The 15,678-nt window shown below is 52.6% G+C and carries 26 protein-coding genes and 1 tRNA gene; 17 read left to right on the top strand and 10 right to left on the bottom strand.

Annotated elements, in window-relative coordinates; translation table 11 throughout:
- Positions 1-144 precede the first annotated feature (144 nt).
- A complete protein-coding gene (gene glpD / locus ABJM21_RS06120) occupies positions 145-1,653 on the top strand; it encodes a glycerol-3-phosphate dehydrogenase (protein WP_348302301.1) in 1,509 nt (502 codons plus the stop codon).
- 45 nt (positions 1,654-1,698) lie between these two features.
- Positions 1,699-1,772, top strand: a tRNA-Gly gene (locus ABJM21_RS06115).
- On the opposite strand, the gene ABJM21_RS06110 is transcribed toward ABJM21_RS06115, so the two are convergent.
- The 4 genes from ABJM21_RS06110 to ABJM21_RS06095 form a co-directional block, all read right to left on the bottom strand.
- Positions 1,738-3,372: a recombinase family protein gene (locus tag ABJM21_RS06110; RefSeq protein ID WP_348302302.1), complete on the bottom strand. Its 1,635-nt coding sequence runs from the start codon at positions 3,370-3,372 to the stop codon at positions 1,738-1,740. The two genes, ABJM21_RS06115 and ABJM21_RS06110, sit on opposite strands and share 35 nt — an antisense overlap.
- On the bottom strand, positions 3,369-3,557 hold the full coding sequence (locus tag ABJM21_RS06105) for a hypothetical protein (protein ID WP_348302303.1): 189 nt from the start codon (positions 3,555-3,557) through the stop codon (positions 3,369-3,371). The genes ABJM21_RS06110 and ABJM21_RS06105 overlap by 4 nt, the downstream gene beginning before the upstream one ends.
- A 111-nt stretch (positions 3,558-3,668) precedes the next feature.
- A complete protein-coding gene (locus ABJM21_RS06100; RefSeq protein ID WP_348302304.1) occupies positions 3,669-3,887 on the bottom strand; it encodes a hypothetical protein in 219 nt (72 codons plus the stop codon).
- Complete coding sequence (locus tag ABJM21_RS06095) at positions 3,884-4,507, bottom strand: hypothetical protein (RefSeq protein WP_348302305.1); 624 nt, start codon at positions 4,505-4,507, stop codon at positions 3,884-3,886. Before ABJM21_RS06095 ends, ABJM21_RS06100 begins: the two co-directional genes overlap by 4 nt.
- A 5-nt stretch (positions 4,508-4,512) precedes the next feature.
- On the opposite strand from ABJM21_RS06095, the gene ABJM21_RS06090 reads away from it, so the two are divergent.
- Entirely contained in the window at positions 4,513-4,725 is a 213-nt protein-coding gene (locus tag ABJM21_RS06090) for a hypothetical protein (protein WP_348302306.1), read from the top strand.
- On the opposite strand, the gene ABJM21_RS06085 is transcribed toward ABJM21_RS06090, so the two are convergent.
- The 6 genes from ABJM21_RS06085 to ABJM21_RS06060 all read right to left on the bottom strand — a co-directional run bounded on the left by ABJM21_RS06085 (position 4,701) and on the right by ABJM21_RS06060 (position 7,372).
- Positions 4,701-5,315: a YfbR-like 5'-deoxynucleotidase gene (locus ABJM21_RS06085; RefSeq protein ID WP_348302307.1), complete on the bottom strand. Its 615-nt coding sequence runs from the start codon at positions 5,313-5,315 to the stop codon at positions 4,701-4,703. The genes ABJM21_RS06090 and ABJM21_RS06085 overlap by 25 nt on opposite strands.
- Positions 5,315-5,605 (bottom strand): hypothetical protein, encoded by a 291-nt coding sequence (locus ABJM21_RS06080; RefSeq protein WP_348302308.1) that lies wholly within the window; start codon positions 5,603-5,605, stop codon positions 5,315-5,317. Before ABJM21_RS06080 ends, ABJM21_RS06085 begins: the two co-directional genes overlap by 1 nt.
- Positions 5,602-5,922: a hypothetical protein gene (locus ABJM21_RS06075; protein WP_348302309.1), complete on the bottom strand. Its 321-nt coding sequence runs from the start codon at positions 5,920-5,922 to the stop codon at positions 5,602-5,604. The genes ABJM21_RS06080 and ABJM21_RS06075 overlap by 4 nt, the downstream gene beginning before the upstream one ends.
- Positions 5,919-6,119, bottom strand: a complete 201-nt coding sequence (locus tag ABJM21_RS06070; RefSeq protein WP_348302310.1) for a hypothetical protein — start codon at positions 6,117-6,119, stop codon at positions 5,919-5,921. The genes ABJM21_RS06075 and ABJM21_RS06070 overlap by 4 nt, the downstream gene beginning before the upstream one ends.
- Before the next feature lie 78 nt (positions 6,120-6,197).
- On the bottom strand, positions 6,198-6,554 hold the full coding sequence (locus ABJM21_RS06065; RefSeq protein ID WP_348302311.1) for a hypothetical protein: 357 nt from the start codon (positions 6,552-6,554) through the stop codon (positions 6,198-6,200).
- A 62-nt stretch (positions 6,555-6,616) separates the two neighbouring features.
- The gene (locus tag ABJM21_RS06060; protein ID WP_348302312.1) at positions 6,617-7,372 is read right to left on the bottom strand and encodes an XRE family transcriptional regulator; all 756 of its coding nucleotides are present in this window, start codon (positions 7,370-7,372) and stop codon (positions 6,617-6,619) included.
- A gap of 16 nt (positions 7,373-7,388) precedes the next feature.
- Here ABJM21_RS06060 and ABJM21_RS06055 point away from each other — a divergent pair, with 16 nt between their 5' ends.
- The 14 genes from ABJM21_RS06055 (at position 7,389) to ABJM21_RS05990 (ending at position 15,617) form a co-directional block, all read left to right on the top strand.
- Positions 7,389-7,688: a hypothetical protein gene (locus tag ABJM21_RS06055; protein WP_348302313.1), complete on the top strand. Its 300-nt coding sequence runs from the start codon at positions 7,389-7,391 to the stop codon at positions 7,686-7,688.
- 151 nt (positions 7,689-7,839) lie between these two features.
- Complete coding sequence (locus ABJM21_RS06050) at positions 7,840-8,286, top strand: hypothetical protein (protein ID WP_348302314.1); 447 nt, start codon at positions 7,840-7,842, stop codon at positions 8,284-8,286.
- Between the two features lie 59 nt (positions 8,287-8,345).
- The gene (locus tag ABJM21_RS06045) at positions 8,346-8,588 is read left to right on the top strand and encodes a DUF2312 domain-containing protein (protein WP_348302315.1); all 243 of its coding nucleotides are present in this window, start codon (positions 8,346-8,348) and stop codon (positions 8,586-8,588) included.
- Positions 8,588-8,830, top strand: coding sequence for a hypothetical protein (locus ABJM21_RS06040; RefSeq protein ID WP_348302316.1), 243 nt, complete (start codon positions 8,588-8,590; stop codon positions 8,828-8,830). Before ABJM21_RS06045 ends, ABJM21_RS06040 begins: the two co-directional genes overlap by 1 nt.
- Positions 8,830-9,033: a hypothetical protein gene (locus tag ABJM21_RS06035; protein WP_348302317.1), complete on the top strand. Its 204-nt coding sequence runs from the start codon at positions 8,830-8,832 to the stop codon at positions 9,031-9,033. The genes ABJM21_RS06040 and ABJM21_RS06035 overlap by 1 nt, the downstream gene beginning before the upstream one ends.
- The gene (locus tag ABJM21_RS06030; RefSeq protein WP_348302318.1) at positions 9,023-10,267 is read left to right on the top strand and encodes a DNA polymerase III subunit beta; all 1,245 of its coding nucleotides are present in this window, start codon (positions 9,023-9,025) and stop codon (positions 10,265-10,267) included. The genes ABJM21_RS06035 and ABJM21_RS06030 overlap by 11 nt, the downstream gene beginning before the upstream one ends.
- A 1-nt stretch (position 10,268) precedes the next feature.
- A complete protein-coding gene (locus ABJM21_RS06025; protein ID WP_348302319.1) occupies positions 10,269-11,381 on the top strand; it encodes a PcfJ domain-containing protein in 1,113 nt (370 codons plus the stop codon).
- Positions 11,378-11,812: a DUF1064 domain-containing protein gene (locus tag ABJM21_RS06020; RefSeq protein ID WP_348302320.1), complete on the top strand. Its 435-nt coding sequence runs from the start codon at positions 11,378-11,380 to the stop codon at positions 11,810-11,812. The genes ABJM21_RS06025 and ABJM21_RS06020 overlap by 4 nt, the downstream gene beginning before the upstream one ends.
- Complete coding sequence (locus tag ABJM21_RS06015; protein WP_348302321.1) at positions 11,809-12,318, top strand: hypothetical protein; 510 nt, start codon at positions 11,809-11,811, stop codon at positions 12,316-12,318. The genes ABJM21_RS06020 and ABJM21_RS06015 overlap by 4 nt, the downstream gene beginning before the upstream one ends.
- The gene (locus ABJM21_RS06010; RefSeq protein ID WP_348302322.1) at positions 12,315-12,905 is read left to right on the top strand and encodes a DUF1643 domain-containing protein; all 591 of its coding nucleotides are present in this window, start codon (positions 12,315-12,317) and stop codon (positions 12,903-12,905) included. Before ABJM21_RS06015 ends, ABJM21_RS06010 begins: the two co-directional genes overlap by 4 nt.
- A gap of 288 nt (positions 12,906-13,193) precedes the next feature.
- Positions 13,194-14,288 carry a DnaA N-terminal domain-containing protein gene (locus tag ABJM21_RS06005; protein ID WP_348302323.1) on the top strand — a complete coding sequence of 365 codons (1,095 nt, stop codon included), beginning with the start codon at positions 13,194-13,196 and terminating at the stop codon, positions 14,286-14,288.
- Entirely contained in the window at positions 14,285-14,590 is a 306-nt protein-coding gene (locus ABJM21_RS06000) for a hypothetical protein (protein ID WP_348302324.1), read from the top strand. The genes ABJM21_RS06005 and ABJM21_RS06000 overlap by 4 nt, the downstream gene beginning before the upstream one ends.
- Positions 14,587-14,796 carry a hypothetical protein gene (locus tag ABJM21_RS05995; protein ID WP_348302325.1) on the top strand — a complete coding sequence of 70 codons (210 nt, stop codon included), beginning with the start codon at positions 14,587-14,589 and terminating at the stop codon, positions 14,794-14,796. Before ABJM21_RS06000 ends, ABJM21_RS05995 begins: the two co-directional genes overlap by 4 nt.
- Positions 14,793-15,617 carry a hypothetical protein gene (locus tag ABJM21_RS05990; protein WP_348302326.1) on the top strand — a complete coding sequence of 275 codons (825 nt, stop codon included), beginning with the start codon at positions 14,793-14,795 and terminating at the stop codon, positions 15,615-15,617. The genes ABJM21_RS05995 and ABJM21_RS05990 overlap by 4 nt, the downstream gene beginning before the upstream one ends.
- Positions 15,618-15,678: the final 61 nt, after the last annotated feature.

The raw sequence follows: 15,678 nt of genomic DNA, 5'->3' as shown, positions 1-15,678 counted from the left end.
GCTCCTGTCATTTGATGGATACGCTAATTTATCGCCTTCAAAACGCAAGCAAAAGCCGGACGGTTATATCGCCTATTTTATTCAGTTTAAAATATATTGCACTGCAACATTGAACATCTGGTCAGAAGCTCTATGAGGCTGCCTATGTATGATCTGGCAATTATTGGTGGCGGTATAAACGGGGTCGGTATCGCACGGGATGCGGCGGGCAGGGGGCTGAAGGTCCTTTTGGTCGAGCGCGACGATCTCGCGGCGCATACGTCGTCCGCTAGTACGAAGCTGGTTCATGGCGGTCTGCGCTATCTGGAGCATTATGAATTTAGTCTGGTGCGCAAGGCACTGCAGGAACGCGAAGTTCTGCTGCGCAACGCGCCGCATATCATTTGGCCGATGCGGTTTGTGCTGCCGGTAGATGAAGGCATGCGTCCAGCTTGGTTCTTACGACTTGGCCTGTTTCTCTATGATCATCTTGGATCGCGGTCGCTATTACCGGGGACGAAGAGCCTCAACCTGCTGAAAGATTTTCGCGGGAAACCTCTGCAAAAGCGATTGAAAAAGGGTTTTGCCTATTCCGATTGCTGGGTTGAGGATGCCCGACTTGTGTCTCTAACCGCGCGCGATTCCAAGGAGCGTGGCGCCGATATTCGCATCCAGACGGAATGTGTTGGAATTGAGCGGAGTCCAAACGATTGGACGCTGCGGCTGAACGGGCACGATGGCGAAGCGACTGAACAAGCAAAAGTGCTGATCAATGCTGCAGGGCCTTGGGTTGATCCTGTGACAGCGCTCTATGATCAAAGCAGCAACGCCGCCAAATTGCGCCTGGTCAAAGGTAGCCATATTGTTGTCGCTCGCAAATTTGAAGGCGATCACAGCTATATTTTCCAGAATAAGGATGGTCGGATCATCTTCGCTATTCCCTATGAAGGCGACCACACCTTGATCGGGACAACCGATCAACCGTGGAGCTATGATGAAGGCCCAGCGAAGATTAGCGATGGCGAAATCGACTATCTTTGCGCGGCAGCGAGCGAATATTTTGTCGAACCTGTCACCCGTGACGATGTTCAGTGGACCTATTCCGGGGTGCGGCCATTATTTGATGATCACAGCCAATCTGCCTCAACCGTGACCCGTGATTATGTGTTCGACTATAATGATGACGGCGGCGCGCCAGTGCTGTCGGTCTTTGGCGGCAAGATTACCACTTACCGGGTGCTCGCTCGGCAGGCGATGAAGACCCTAAAGTCTGCTCTACATGTCGAGACGGATGACTGGACGAAAGATGCGGCTTTGCCCGGTGGAGATTTCCCCGCTGATGGTTTCGATGCTCTGGTCGCGCAATATGGCAAGCGCTGGGCGTTTATCGATAGTGAAGCAATGGTCAGGCTGGTGCGCGCTTATGGTACCGATGTGACCGAGATGTTGGGCGAGGCTACTGATCAGGCCGCCTTGGGCCGTCATTTTGGCGCTGGCCTGTATGAAATTGAGCTACGCTGGCTGATGGCCCATGAATTTGCGACCACGGCAGAAGATGTGCTGTGGCGTCGGTCCAAACTGGGATTGCATATGAATGAGGCCGAGAAAACTGCAGTAGCAGAATGGTTTGCCGAGCAAGGCATGAAAACAAAAGCATCTAGCACCGTTTCCTGATTGACGCGCCGCCATCACGATGGCAATAGCGGCGCTTGGAAATAGGCGGGTGTAGCTCAATGGTAGAGCAGAAGCCTTCCAAGCTTACGACGAGGGTTCGATTCCCTTCACCCGCTCCACTGTTAAAGTACATTCTTCTACATTTGCATCGCCATTGGCTAAAGCGAGTATCGAATTCAGGCGGCCGGTGACTTCAATTTTAACGCCTTTTTTCTTGTCAGACGGCCAGATAGTAATTTGATCAACCAAGCTGCGCAGCTTGGGAATGGCTTCAAGGCGCGCCTCATCACTGTTCGTTAGTGCCGCATTCAGTTTGGCGACTTCTTCGCGATAATCGGCAACGACCGTTGGATGTAGAGCAACGACCGGCAGGCTTTCCATATTCTTCAGTTCCATTGCCAAAGCGTCGCGTTCGCCGCGTGCCTTTGATAGAACATCTTTGATTTCGACAAAGTCTTCCGCGCCGTCCGCAATGGCTTCGACCAGACGTTCAACCTTCAATGCTGCCTTTTCATGTTGGCGCTTCAGTTTGGCACTTTCGCGCGCGATTTCCTTTGTGCGCCGTGCATAATCCAGATGATATTCCCGCACGTAGATTTCAACCAATTCAGGATCAAGCATATGCTCCTTCAGTCCGGACAGAACCCGCGCTTCAAACAAATCGTTCGTTATAGTCCGATTGTTAGAACAGGCTTCTTTTCCACCTTCCCGTGATATTCCGCAGCCCCAGCGCTTTCCTGAAATTACAATCCATCCGCCACCGCATACGCCGCAGTTTGCCAATCCGGACAAAAGTCGTTTGGGGCGCCGACATAGTTCGGCCTTTTGCCCTTTATAGCTTGCGCGGCGCTCCTGAACCCTTTTCCATAGATCATCATCGATTATGCGAAGTTCTGGAACGTCATTTGTGATCCAAGTGTCTTCGGCATTTGGCTGGATCAATGTGCGCCGGGTGCGCGGATCGGTCCGTTTGCTGGTTCTTTGATGTACCAGCTTTCCGATATATAACTGGTTCTGAAGCATGCCATTTTTGCGCTTGCGGTCGCCGTTTATGGTTGACTGTCGCCAGACGCCACCACGCGGCCCCGGCACCCCATCCTTGTTCAGGCCGTTGCAAATGGCGCGTGCGCTAACTCCCGATGCATATTCCCTGAATATCCGGCGAACGATATCAGCCTTGTCTTGGTCAATTTCCCGCAAGCCCCGGATCAGTTCGCCATTTTCGTCCAGCTTGTTCGCTTTGCGATAGCCATATGCTAGACCGGCTGGACTACGACCCTGCTTCACCGTTCCGCGTTGGCCGCGTTTGATCTTGGCGCCTAAATCCTTTCGAAATTTGGCGTCTTTCCAGCCCAAGAACATGCCGGTGATGTCGTTTACCTCGCCGTCCGACAATGTGAACAGACGGGTATTATGAAACTCCAGTTGTTCGCGGATCGAAAAAGCGTCTCCCTGATGCCGTGCAATGCGATCTGTCGCTTCGGCTAGCACTTGGTCGACACCGCCCGCTTCAACGCGCTGCAACAGGCTATTCAGGCCCGGACGGGCGTTTTCATCTATACCGGCGGCGCCGCTGATCGCGTAATCGGTAAAAACCTCTACGACTTCCCAGCCTTCGCGGTCACAGCGTTCCCGGCAAATCGCAATCTGATCTTCAATTGACCTGCTGTTTTGAAGCGTGCTGGAAAAGCGGGCATAGATTACGGTGCGAAGGGTCATGGATTGGGTTTTTCAATGAATGAAATGACGGAATATTTGGACAGCATTTCATCGTCGGGTTCTAAAATGTAAAGTGAGCCGATAAACGACCAGTCGTTTCCATCCCAAAACGATACGTCAAGATCGCCGTTTTCGTCCTTTAGCCAATAGTGGCCCTTTTCCTTGACGATTTCTTGACCTCGCATTGTTTTCCCTCTTTCTTCAGCCGCGCAATATCACGCGCTGCGTTCGCCCTTGCAAGCGCTTTTACAAAATCGACGATCTGAGGATCGGGGCGTTGCGGGCTTTGGGCCATGTCAATCGGCGACCTTCCAATGGTCGTTCAGCGTGTCCGCTATGTCCTGAAGGGCGGTTTCCGGTTCGTTCAGATGTTCGCTTGCGATCAGAACAGGGAAGCGCAGTGAACCGGTTGTCGCACCGTCCTTTTTGACAGGTGGCTTCTGGTAAGTGATTGCTGGACCTTCGTTGGTGTGTTCCACTTTGAAGCGAACATGCTTTTCTTTGCGGTCGGTCATGCCGCAAACTCAATTTTTGAGCGCTCTGTTTCTTCAATCTGGTGCAAATGAGCGACAAAGGTTGTCCAGATCACATCCCAAAAGTGGTTAGAAAGTGCTGTGTCGCGATAGCTTATAGGCAGATCGTATGGTTCGATGACTTTTGGTAGTTCGCTTAAATCGTAAAACCACCGATAAACGCCATCACTGTTCCGAAATTCCTGATCGTCAAATCCCTCTATCTCATCCCACATTTCGCGGGCATGATCTTTGTCGATTGATCGACACTTGCGGGCTTCTATGACTTCTCGCTTAAATTCAACGAGCGTGTCACTTAGATCAACTTCTCGCCACGGCTGCTTTGCCGCCTTGTTCATGAAATAGTGCTTATCCAGACCACAAAGAAATTGCGATAATGTTCTATTGCCGATTGCCGTCCAGCGATAGGCAAAGTCCCCATATTCGGTTTGCGCTGAAAATGACCCGGTAGCGTCATCTATCGTGAAGATTGACCGTTCTTTGAATGTGCGGACGTCGCCGTTCTCCAAGCACTTGAGATGTGATCTACCAGTAAGAACCTCAAATTGTCGGGGCGGTGTGATCTCGCGACACTTGCTATAATTCCCTATGAACATGGTCATAACCAATGCACCACGATAGTAAACCAGATCGCGACGCAGATCAGAGCGGCGGCGCCAAGGGCAACGGCCAATGGTTCTCGGCGGGCAAACAGGCGAATGCGGCGGGCGAACATGGGGACAGCGCCCTTTTGATTGCACTTCTGACAGCCGATGCCGTTGCAGTGTTTGCAGATTACATATCCGTCATGGTCGTTCACGCTGCCTCTCCCTGCTCCTGAAGTTCCAGTTCCCAATGGCCGTAGCGGTTCCATGCGCGCAGCCATTTGGCGGTGGCATATTCCGGCTTGTCCATATTTAGACGGGCGCTTGTCGCGCGGTCCCAGTCGGCCGGGAATTGGGATTTCACCGCGTCGCTTTGATCGGTCCAGAAACGGTTTGTTTCGGGCATAAGTTGTTTGGCTTCGGCAACGCACATCGCAATGTCAGCCTGTTTAATCAGCGGGTGCCTGAACATTTCGCGTGGTGCTTCGGTGTTGAAACCCGGCAAAAACCGTTTGGCAATTGCATCTTCCACGCGTTCTTCAATCTTTTTATAGTCCGGCAATAGGGACTTTAGCGGCCGGGTAACGTCGCCAAGGAAGGCTTCGGATGCGTCATGCAGCAAAGCCGCCCGTGCATGTTCCACCGGCACCAATCGCGCCACATGAAAGCAATGTTCCGCCACCGAATAGAAGCTACTGGACTGGCCAGCAAAGCGGCACACGCGGCCAAGGCCGTGCGCAATATCGTTTAGCGTGAAGTCGGAAGCTTCTGGTTCCAGAAAGTCAAACAGCGCACCAGACGCCAACATAATGCAAGTGTCAGCCATTAGACACCTGCCTTCAAATTGGAAACGGGTTTGCCTTTAGCGTCGGCGCCGCCCGGTGATCCTGCAACGGCTGGTTCCGCTTGCGTCCGGTGTTCGCCAGAAGCAATGCCGTGCAGCAACCTACGGCATGTATATTTGTAACCGCGTACCTCACGCGCAACCAATTTGCTTACATCCTGTTCAACCAGTTCAATGACCTTAGCGGCCCTAGACACGTCACTAGGATCAAATGGCACGCCCGCACGGTGCAATAGGTCCGCTGCATAAATTCTGTTTTCTTGTTCCGTCATTCCGAAAACTCTCCCTTGATCCATTTCTTGTCGCCGCCCGGTGTTATGATCAGCCAGCGGTTCTTTTCGTTTGTCCAAGCAATGACCGGGCAATGTGCCACGGTGAATTGATCGGGGTTCGTCAATGCGCTGGCGTCGGCTGGTCCCAGCTTGATTTCAACGTTGCGGAAGTAAGACCAGTTCGGCCTTTCCGCCTTCATGACTTCGTGCTGTTCTTCGGTATATTTGGAACCGGAAACCGGGGTTCCCTGCCAAGCTAAATGCTCCATTTGAGAGGGGGACAGGCGCGGCAAGTCATCTATTGCGCGGCCGTTCATGATAGTGCCGTCGCCAGCCAAGCGCGCAATTGCGGTGCGGCGATCAGCACGACGTTCATAAGGATCACAGACACGGCAAATAGCCGCGTCACATGTTCCACGATGATAGAATAGGTGTCGTCTTCAGCCGGTGGCGGCTGGTTCAGTCTGGCGATCCGACGATAATGATCTGTGTCTTCATAGTTTTTCGGTAACATAGCTTTTCCCACGCCGGATCATCCCGGCTATGGGAACTATATAATACGAAATGTATTACTAAGTCAATACAAAATGTATTAATTCTTCGACTTCATGTTTGACCGGGCTTCCAAATGGGAGCGGATACAGGAGCCAGCGAAGGAAAAATCGATTAGATCAGTCCCGCCATTACTATGCTGCTCTAAGCAATCTATCATCGCGGCTTTCAGCACTTGATCGTCAGGATGGTCGGCTATAGCAGCTTCCAATGTTTCAGAACCTTCAATCATATTCCGACGACAGGCATCTTGCAGCGTGTAATCTGTCGGGTATGTTTTTGGACAGATTTCTTTCCAGCTTTTTTCAACCAGAATTGGAATTTTGCTGACATCCCATTCACCCTGAGAAGTTGCTTTATCAGAGATATCAGTTTCAGTTGATGCTTCTTTCTCCATTTGCTTGCAGCCTGCAAGAAACAGAGAAGTGCAGGCCATAGCTATTGAAATTCGAATTGAAATCATCGCATGAACCTGCCGATACGCGGTTGATAACTACCTACAACATAAGCGATCACTTGAATTTGATCGTCGCCACTATGTTCAATATCGGGAATTCCAATTTCGATAGGGGTTTGGAATTCGGGTTTGGTTGATCGCGGAAGCAACCAAGTTCTTCCCTCGTCTCCACGTTCAAATTCTTTCACAGTCAATTCGTGCATTCCGTCACTCCTGACGCGTTCGACGATAACAAGATCGCCGTTCTCTGGTTCCATCTCGATATCAAAGATTGACACGCAATCCAAGATTGTACCGTCTGGAAAAACCTGATCCATAGAAAAGCCGTCAACCCTCAAACCAAACCGGCGCGCCTTAGGAAAAGGGGAGGGGCTAACTAGAATTTCAAACTGTTCCGCTTCTGGCCATTCTGAAGTTTCTGTCCAAACTCCAGCGGCGACACTACCAGTCACCTTGACCAATCTGTCATCATCATTTTTGTTCCCGCGAATATGGACATTATCTAAATCCAAAAGCCAACCCGTATTTACCCGGAAGGCGCGGGCATATTTCTTGGCAGCGTCAATGGTAACTGATCGCGTGCCATTCTCATGGTGAATATATGCAGATTTGTTCCAGCCAAATGCATCGGCTGCGCTAGATGCTGTTTCGTAGCCAGCTTCTTCGCGGGCCTGTTTCAGTCTTGCTGCTTTCGAGTCGCTCATAACGTGTTGATAGCTATCAAGATAATACAATAGGTATTGACGTACATAATACATAATGTATTATAAACGCATGTCACATCTAAAACCAATCTATGCCGTATGGAACCATAACGCTGAAGCGATGGCTGCTGATATTGGGCAGTCGGGCGGTACTGTGCGCCAGTGGCGTAATCGTGAGAGTATTCCATCAGACTATTGGCCTGCCATAATTGAAGCGGCCAGAAAGCTTGGAAAAACTGTCCACTGGAAGCAGTTTAGCCGTCCGTCCAGTCCTGTTCTTTGCGCGCTTTGTGAACGCCGGACCAATGACCCGGCAGTCAACGGCTGCACAGAAGTAGATTGCCCCCATAGCGAACAGGCGGTGGCATGACCGGTCTTGTTCAATTTCTTTCCGACTTGCGCAGTTTACCCCGCTGTGCAGGGTCGCACGCACGGCGGGACAATAATCCCTCCCAGTCCCGTCGTGCCTTAGTTTCTGTGTTTCCATATAGGCATAATGCCCAGTTTTCCGGGGATTTGCTATGGAAATGATGCCCGAGATTACCACCGAGAACGTAAAGGCACGGATCGCAGATACGCTGCGCATGTATGTTGGTCATGGAAAGCGTCTTTCGTTCGCCGATCTGGCCGAAGCAACGGGCGATGAAGAACGCAAGTTGCGTTCATATGTCGAAGCAGGCGGATCATTGATGCCTATCGACGTGATGCTTCGCGTTTTCTCTGTCTTGCCGCCTGAAGCCTTTGCACGGATTGCCCGTGTCATTGGGTTTAGCGCTGCACCGTTGGAAACCGCCGACATAGTCAATGTTCGCAAGGTGCTGTCGCAATCCGCGCGGCTGGTCGCGAACGGTAATGAATATCTGGAAGACGGTGTTTTGAAGCATACCGAAAAGGCGCAGTTCGCAACTGATGCGGCGGCGCTCATTCCACAACTGCAATCCATAGCGGAGGGAGGCACGACGCATTGATGCGCTTGCCGTTCGCTTAGGAACAACCGCCCGTCTGGGCCTCAAATGGAGAATGAAACATGGCTGAAGCCAATGTCAGCGAAGAACAATTGCGCCAGTATATCGAACGGATTGAACGGCTAGAAGAAGAAAAGAAGGGGATTTCAGACGATATCCGCGACGTTTATTCCGAAGCGAAAAGCACAGGATTTGACGCCAAAATCATGCGCCAGATCGTCCGGTTGCGCAAGATGGAAACCCATGACCGTCAGGAAATGGAAGCCATATTAAACGTGTATAAATCGGCGCTGGGGCTGGGCTGATGACCGGCTGGGAATGGTATGCGGGCCTTGAAGAAGACGTCGAATGCGAAGGCGTTTATAGCGTTGGAGGGTGTGAAACCCGTGATGCCGCGATTGCGGAAGCCCGCGAGCAATGGCCTGACAAGCCGATCATGGTGATCGAAGCACGCATGTCCACGGCTAAAAAACACTATGTCGATCCCGATATCATTCCTTTCACGCACACGCGCAACAAGGAATTGATGGGCGACGACGCGGCATAATGGGCGCGGCTGGCAACATAACCGGCAATCTGGGCCTTTACAGTAAATCCCAGCCTTATCGCGCCCGTGACCGGCGCGGCCGGTTCTGCGTCATCCGCCAGACACCCGAACAGCGTCTTATCATCAAAACAACAGCGGATATGCGCAAGCAACTGGGCTTGCCGCCGCTTGAAATATTGCAAGGAAAATCAAATGCAAGTTGAACTACGGCAGTTGAAAACTGCGATGAATATTGTCGAGGCTGCACGCGTAAAACGGCCAACTATTCCCATTCTCAGCACAGTAAAAGCGCGCTTGAACGGTGGATTGCGGCTGGAAACGAACGACCTTGACATGACGTGCGTTGCCACGTTGCCCGGTGAAGGCGGAAAGAACGAAGAATTCCTGATCTGTGATCCGAAACAAGTCATGTCGGCAATCGGCGCGGCTGGCGGCAAGCAAGTATCGTTGCAGATCAAAGGTCCGCCAAAGATACAGGGCAGGGGCATTGATCATTCGTTGCTGATCACGGCTGGCGAATTGCATATATGCCAGAACAATCGCATGGCGCCGACAGACTTCCCCGGTAACGGTGCGCAAGTCTCTGATGATCAGTTTCAAACTGACCTTTCTGGCGCCGTCATCGACCAGATATCCCGTGTCTTCCCCGCTATCTCGAAAGACGAATGTCGCTATTATCTGAACGGCGTCAACATGAAGAAGATGGATGACGATTGGACCTATCGCTTTGCAGCGACTGACGGCCACAGACTAATGGTGATCGACGTCCCGCTTCCCGGATCGAAGGGTGAGCTTCCCAGTGACGTGATCCTTCCGCGCCAATTCATTGCAGCGGTTAACAGGCATTTGAGCAAGTCGAAAGATGCAATAAAAATGAAACTGGGCGGTGGTTCCCAGCCAAACCGCGAGGCAACGACCGCACCTGTTAGTCGCTATGCGTCCCGCTGTTCGATAACGGGCAAGGTCGCTGATCTGGACGTCGAATTTCATGGCAAGCTGATCGACGACACCTATCCCGACTATAGCCGCGTCATTCCTACGGACGTACCGCGCAAGGTCACTGCTTCGATCCGGTCACTTCGTCAAGCCGTCCTATCTGTCGGCAGCGCATGTACAACTAGGTTCACGCCAGCGCTGTCATTGAACTTCACCGAAGGAAAGGTGACGCTGTCGAAGGCCATGGGCGATCTTGATGGCAAAGCGACCTTCGCGATTGAATGCGACCATAATTGTGACGGCATGATAGTTGGCTTTAATGGCAAGTATCTGCTGGAAGCGTTGAACAGCTTCAAGGGCGATGAAGTTGCGTTGGAAATGGAAGAACCGTCGGAAGACACAAACGGCCCTGATCAATTTTTGCAGGTTTCCGGTCCAACGCTGATCCGCGATCCGTCGGACACAGAATTTTTTGTCGTTCTAATGCCGATGCGGGTCTGAAATGACGGCGAAGAACCACCTTCAGGTATTGGGCAAAGACTTTGTTCCGGCCACGTTCTTGGTGAATGAAAGCTGGGTGCCGGAAAGCGTCGCGCGTGCGCAACAGTTATTCCCCAATCAGGGAATGCACCGTGCCGCCACGCTGTTGGCAGCATTGCACCCGCACGCCATAGAATATCTGGAAACAGCGCCCGTGTTGGCCTTGGCCGCATCCTTTGGTGGTAAGACCCAAAGCAAGGCGGATCGCGCCTATATCGCCATGAACTTCGGACCCATGATGGAGAACGGGTTAAAGCTGAAGAAGATCATGGAAAAGGCCCGTGTCGCCTATCCGTTGCGCGCCATATCCGCCAATGCCATTCGTCCGGGTGTTTGGAATATCCTGCAAGACATATCGCGGCTGGTTGATCCATCATCAATGGCGCAAAGCATACCAGATGATCCGGTTCGGCACACGAACTGGCTGGGCGATCTGCACAGCTTTTGGAATATGCTGAAATTTCGCGGTGATACCGGGGCAGACGCGGCGTTGCTTCGCTGGGCGATGTTTGCATTGGCGCGGCCGGGACGAACCCAAAACCAGCATGTAGGCCCGTCCGAAGTCGCTGACTATCTGGTTTGCAACAAAGATGAATTCAGCACCCGTTGGACGTGGGATCGCATAATCTCAGAAACACAGGCATGGCATGAAGCCCTTGCCAATGCCGACATAGATAAGATCAACGACGGAACCTATGACGCTGAAATCGATTACGGTCGGTTCCCGGACTTAGTGTCTATCGGCGGCTATGACTTTCATGCGCTGCGTTCACTTCGCGCCCTTGTGATTGAAGGCAAGGCGATGAAACACTGTGTCGCCAGCTTTTACCGCGATATCGAACGCGGCCGGTGCAATATCTATTCCGCACGCAAAGACGGAAAGCGCGTGGCGACCGTGGAATATATGTCGATCCCGACAATCCGTCCGGTCCAGATGAAAGGACCATGTAACAGCGGTGTTGATAGGAAATTGCATGATGCGGCAAGTCAGTTCGGCCGTGCGATGCGTTATCCAGACAAGGCACGCGGCCTTCCCAAGCATGTTCGCGACCAGATGCACGGCGGCGCGCTATGAAGTCACCATTTGCCAAGCCTGCCCGTCAGCCCAAGTGCGTAACAAGACCGGCCGGCGAAACTGTTTCACCATTTGATGCGCCCACGAAGAAGGGCAACAAATATGGCGCGAAGAAGACTGATTGCCAGCACGGGCACAAGCATGACAGCCGCAAAGAAGCGCGCCGGTGCAATGAACTGCACATGCTGCAACGCGGAAACGCAATCAGCGATCTTCAGAACCAGCCGCAATTTTGGTTCGTAATCGACGGCGAACAAGTCTTGCACGAAAACGGCCGCCGTGTCGGATATCGTGCGGACTTTCAATATAAAGAGAATGGCAAGACGGTCGTTGAAGACACCAAGGGCGGTTATAACGACAACGCTTGGCCGCTTCGCCGTGCAATATTCCGCGCGCTGTTCCCCGATATCGATTTCAGGGAATTGAAATGACGAACACACCACCCCCATTGCCCGCTGACTTTGCCGAAATGGCCGAGAATATGAACCGGGATCAACTGAAGGCGCATTACCACGCGAGTAGTTGGACGATAAGACGCTGGATAGGCGAAGCGGGCGTTGTAACCGTCCAGCGCGTCCCGTTTACCGAAGATGAAAAAGACATGGTCAAACGGCTGGCAAAAACGCGCACGACGAGACAGATTGCGACGCATCTTGGTCGTTCACCCGGCACGATAGTCAAATATTGCAAGCGCAATGGCATAGTGCCGAAACCTGCCAATCATACCGCGTTCAATAAACCAGCCATGAAGGTCGCCAAGCGATCAAAGCTGGACCTGATGATGAGCGACCTAGCAGGGCATGATCGCTGCGCTGTCTATCGCTGCACAGCCGATGGCAAGCCAAGCGCGAAAGGCAATATGATCATGTACGGCCGCGCCATTAAGTCGCGCGAACAAATTGAAGAAAAATGTCGGCGGAAAGGATTGATCGCATGAACATCCGCGCACCTTCCTGCTCGTCCGCCATTGAAGAAATCCGAAAGTGGGCGGAACATAATCAACTGGACTTCTATCACGACGTCCTGACAGGCATGGGCGCTGTCTACAGTTCCTGTCGCCGGTATCGGCTTCTGATCTGGCGCATATGGTCGCCACACAATCAATTTCTGTCCTTTGGCATGCTGAACCCGTCCACGGCCGGTCATGACAGCACTGATCCAACCGCTACTCGCTGCACCAAGCGCGGGATGAATATGCGCCAATGGGATGTTGGCGGCTGGCTGGGTTGGAACCTGTTCGCGTTTCGCGCCACGCATCCCAAGGTCATGAAGCGCCATATCGATCCGGTTGGCCGCCATAATGACGCAGCAATCCGGCTGGCTGTTCGCCTCAGTCGCCAGCATATCGCGGGTTGGGGAACCGACGGCGGTTTTGAATGCCGTGATCTGCATGTTTGCCGGATGCTGGCAGTAGACGGCGTAGAGCTCCATTGTCTGGGCCTCACCAAGCACGGCTTTCCCCGTCACCCGCTTTATGTCCCGTTTTCAATGGACCCGATGGTTTGGGAGTATGACTATGATTGATCCAAATCGAGGCACCGGGCGCACGACACGAAGTTTGAAAAGAGTACCAGACGGCGGTTATTTCATTCTTCGGTCAATGCGTATGGCGGATTACTGTCGTGGTATTCTTTTTCACTTGGGCCGCGACCCCAAATCAGTTCAATTCGTTCCGCTAACGCGCTCTGAAATCTCACTTCGCGGCCGGTCGGAAGCATTTGAAGTGGATCACCATTGTTATGACCCGCCGCATTCCCGTGTAGAAATGCAATCAATAGATTGGCTTCATGCTTTTGATGAAGGGCGCACGTCATGAGCCAAGAAACGCAAGCATGGGCAAAGGAACAGGACGTTGGGCACATTACCACCAAGGCTGTGCTGAACGAACTGTGTAACTGGGCTGATCCTGATGGTTATGTAAAGTTCCGTGCCAACAAGGATATAGCGGACGTGATCGGTGGTGATCCGCGCACAGTCCAACGCCATGTCGCGCGGTTGGAACATGACCTGAAGCTGATCAGGCGTGTAGAGCGGCACCGACCGGATGGCGGGCAGGGTGCAAATGCGTTTGAATTGGTTGGCTATGAGAAGCCCGATTATGCCGCCGCGAACAGGAAAAAGTCTTCAAAGCGCACCCGAAAATACCCCCATGACAATATGTCACCCCCCCCACGACAATCTGTCACCGGGGGGTGTCAATCTGACAGGGGAGGGGGTGACAATGGTGTCACCCGATTAGGAGACAAGATAACCCCTTTACCAGCTAAAGCTGGTGCACCCCCTTTGGAAGAAGATGATTTGGAAGAGGGGAAGGACGAACCGGTCAAACCGCACCGCCTGCCCGATGACTGGGAGCCGCTGCCGATAACCAGCTTGCCGGATAAAACCATATCGCTTGTCAGCCAATGGCCGCCCGGTGCCTATGAAGCTGTTTGCGAGACTTTCCGGCTGCACTGGCTGTCCGAAGAACGACCAATGGGGCGAAAGAAGAACTGGGAAGCGGCCCTGTGCAAGTGGCTGATCAGCGATCATCCCAAGGTCATGCGGGACGCAAAGCATGGTGTTAGCTTTGCCCGGTTGGCGCCCGCTGGTTCGTCTTCCGGCAACTCGGCTGGTCCAGCGCGCCGGTCGCAGCCGGTCAAGGCACAGGGCAGGGAAGACCCGCGATCATCAGCGATCAGGAAGAAGCTGCGCACTGCACTGGGCGCAGCGATCTATGACAAGTGGTTTGACCATAGCGCGCTGGTTGTGTCGCCACGCGGGGAATTGGAAATCATTTCAGCAAGTGAATTTGCGTCCGGCTGGATCAAGGAACGCTATGCGGATCGGCTGGCAGAACTGGCGCGGATGGTGATCGGTGGTGCGTTCACCGGGATTAAGTTTGAAATCGAGAAGGAAGAACAATGACTAATTCTAAAGCAATGCGAGATGTATGGAATGAGCGACGCCGACAGATAGCGTTCGAGGGTTTTACACTAGAGCATGATGACGTTCATACGAAGAAAGAATTGGCGCAAGCGGCTGCCTGTTATGCCATGGGAGATACCGGCGTAAAGTTGGAATTTAACAACGGAAAAAAACAAAAAGTATCGTTTTGGCCGTGGAACCATACTTGGTGGAAGCCGAAATCCTATCGCGAAAACCTCGTCCGTGCTGGCGCACTGATAGTTGCTGAAATCGAAAGACTAGACCGAAAGGCCAGCCAATGAACCTCAATCAGGCAGCGACGGAAGCTCAGAGTGTTAATCAGTTTTCAGAGAAAGCAAGCGCAGCGATTGGAATATGCATCGCCGCCGGGGTCGATCCATTTGAACAGGTGGTGATCGAAGGGGTTTGGTTAGCCCGATGGCAAGCCAAGATCATCGAAGCCGTTTGGGAAGCAGAATTACTCGAATTGTTGAAGGAAGGCCAATGAACGCTGTTAAGTTAGACGATCAACCGATCTGCAAATCCTGCCGGACCGTCCTTCGCCGCAATCCGAGGCGAAAAGAGGATATCTGTTCCAAGTGCAAGAGCGAACGCAAGGAACAGGAACAGGCAGAAAAATTGAAGCGCAGGCAGGAACAGAAGGGTATCTGGTCAAAGTCCTTGTCAGCGCCGCCGGAACCTAAGCTAAAGGGAAAGAAGAAGCGCGGGAAGAAGGCGTCGGCCGGATCGTCGAAAGGAAGCGTTCATCCATTGATCGTGCAGGCGGACATTCCCGCCGTCCAAGGCAAAAGATATGATCACAAGGTTGATAGCGTGCCCAATCCGCACGGTGAAGTTGTGGTGCGCGGAAAGCTGCGCCAGCATAAGGCCGTGCGCCGTGTTGCGCATTTCGAGACGCTCTATCGATCCAAGGTGTTTGATCACAATGTGTTCAAGGTGTTGGAATGGTATGACGAAAAGCAGTCTCTTGCGGCGTCTGGCCTGATCAAATGCGGGATCGACAATAGCGGTGGTGGCATCGGTACAGCACATCCACATATCACAACCAATCTAGCAGCAATGGAAGCACGATCCGATATCGACTGGGCACGGTCCTTTATTCCGCCCGATCTGTTGCCAGCCTTTGACGGTGTCATGGTTGATGGTGATACCTTCGAAGCGATAGGCCGCGGCGTCTATGCGTCGGTGTCTGTTGACCGTGCGCGACGCAAGGCTAGCAGCGCGTTCAAGATCGCGGCCAACTATCTGTTGGCTGGCATTGGTCCGCGTGTTGGCGTGCATGATATCGAATTGGAAAAAGCAGGTTGACAACGTACAGGGACATGGTACTGATCTGTCAGCGCTTAGGTCTGCGTCTGAAGCAGATGAA

It is taken from the genome of Parasphingorhabdus sp. (assembly GCF_039977335.1).
Classification (GTDB): domain Bacteria; phylum Pseudomonadota; class Alphaproteobacteria; order Sphingomonadales; family Sphingomonadaceae; genus Parasphingorhabdus.
This window is presented reverse-complemented; position numbering and strand designations above follow the sequence as displayed.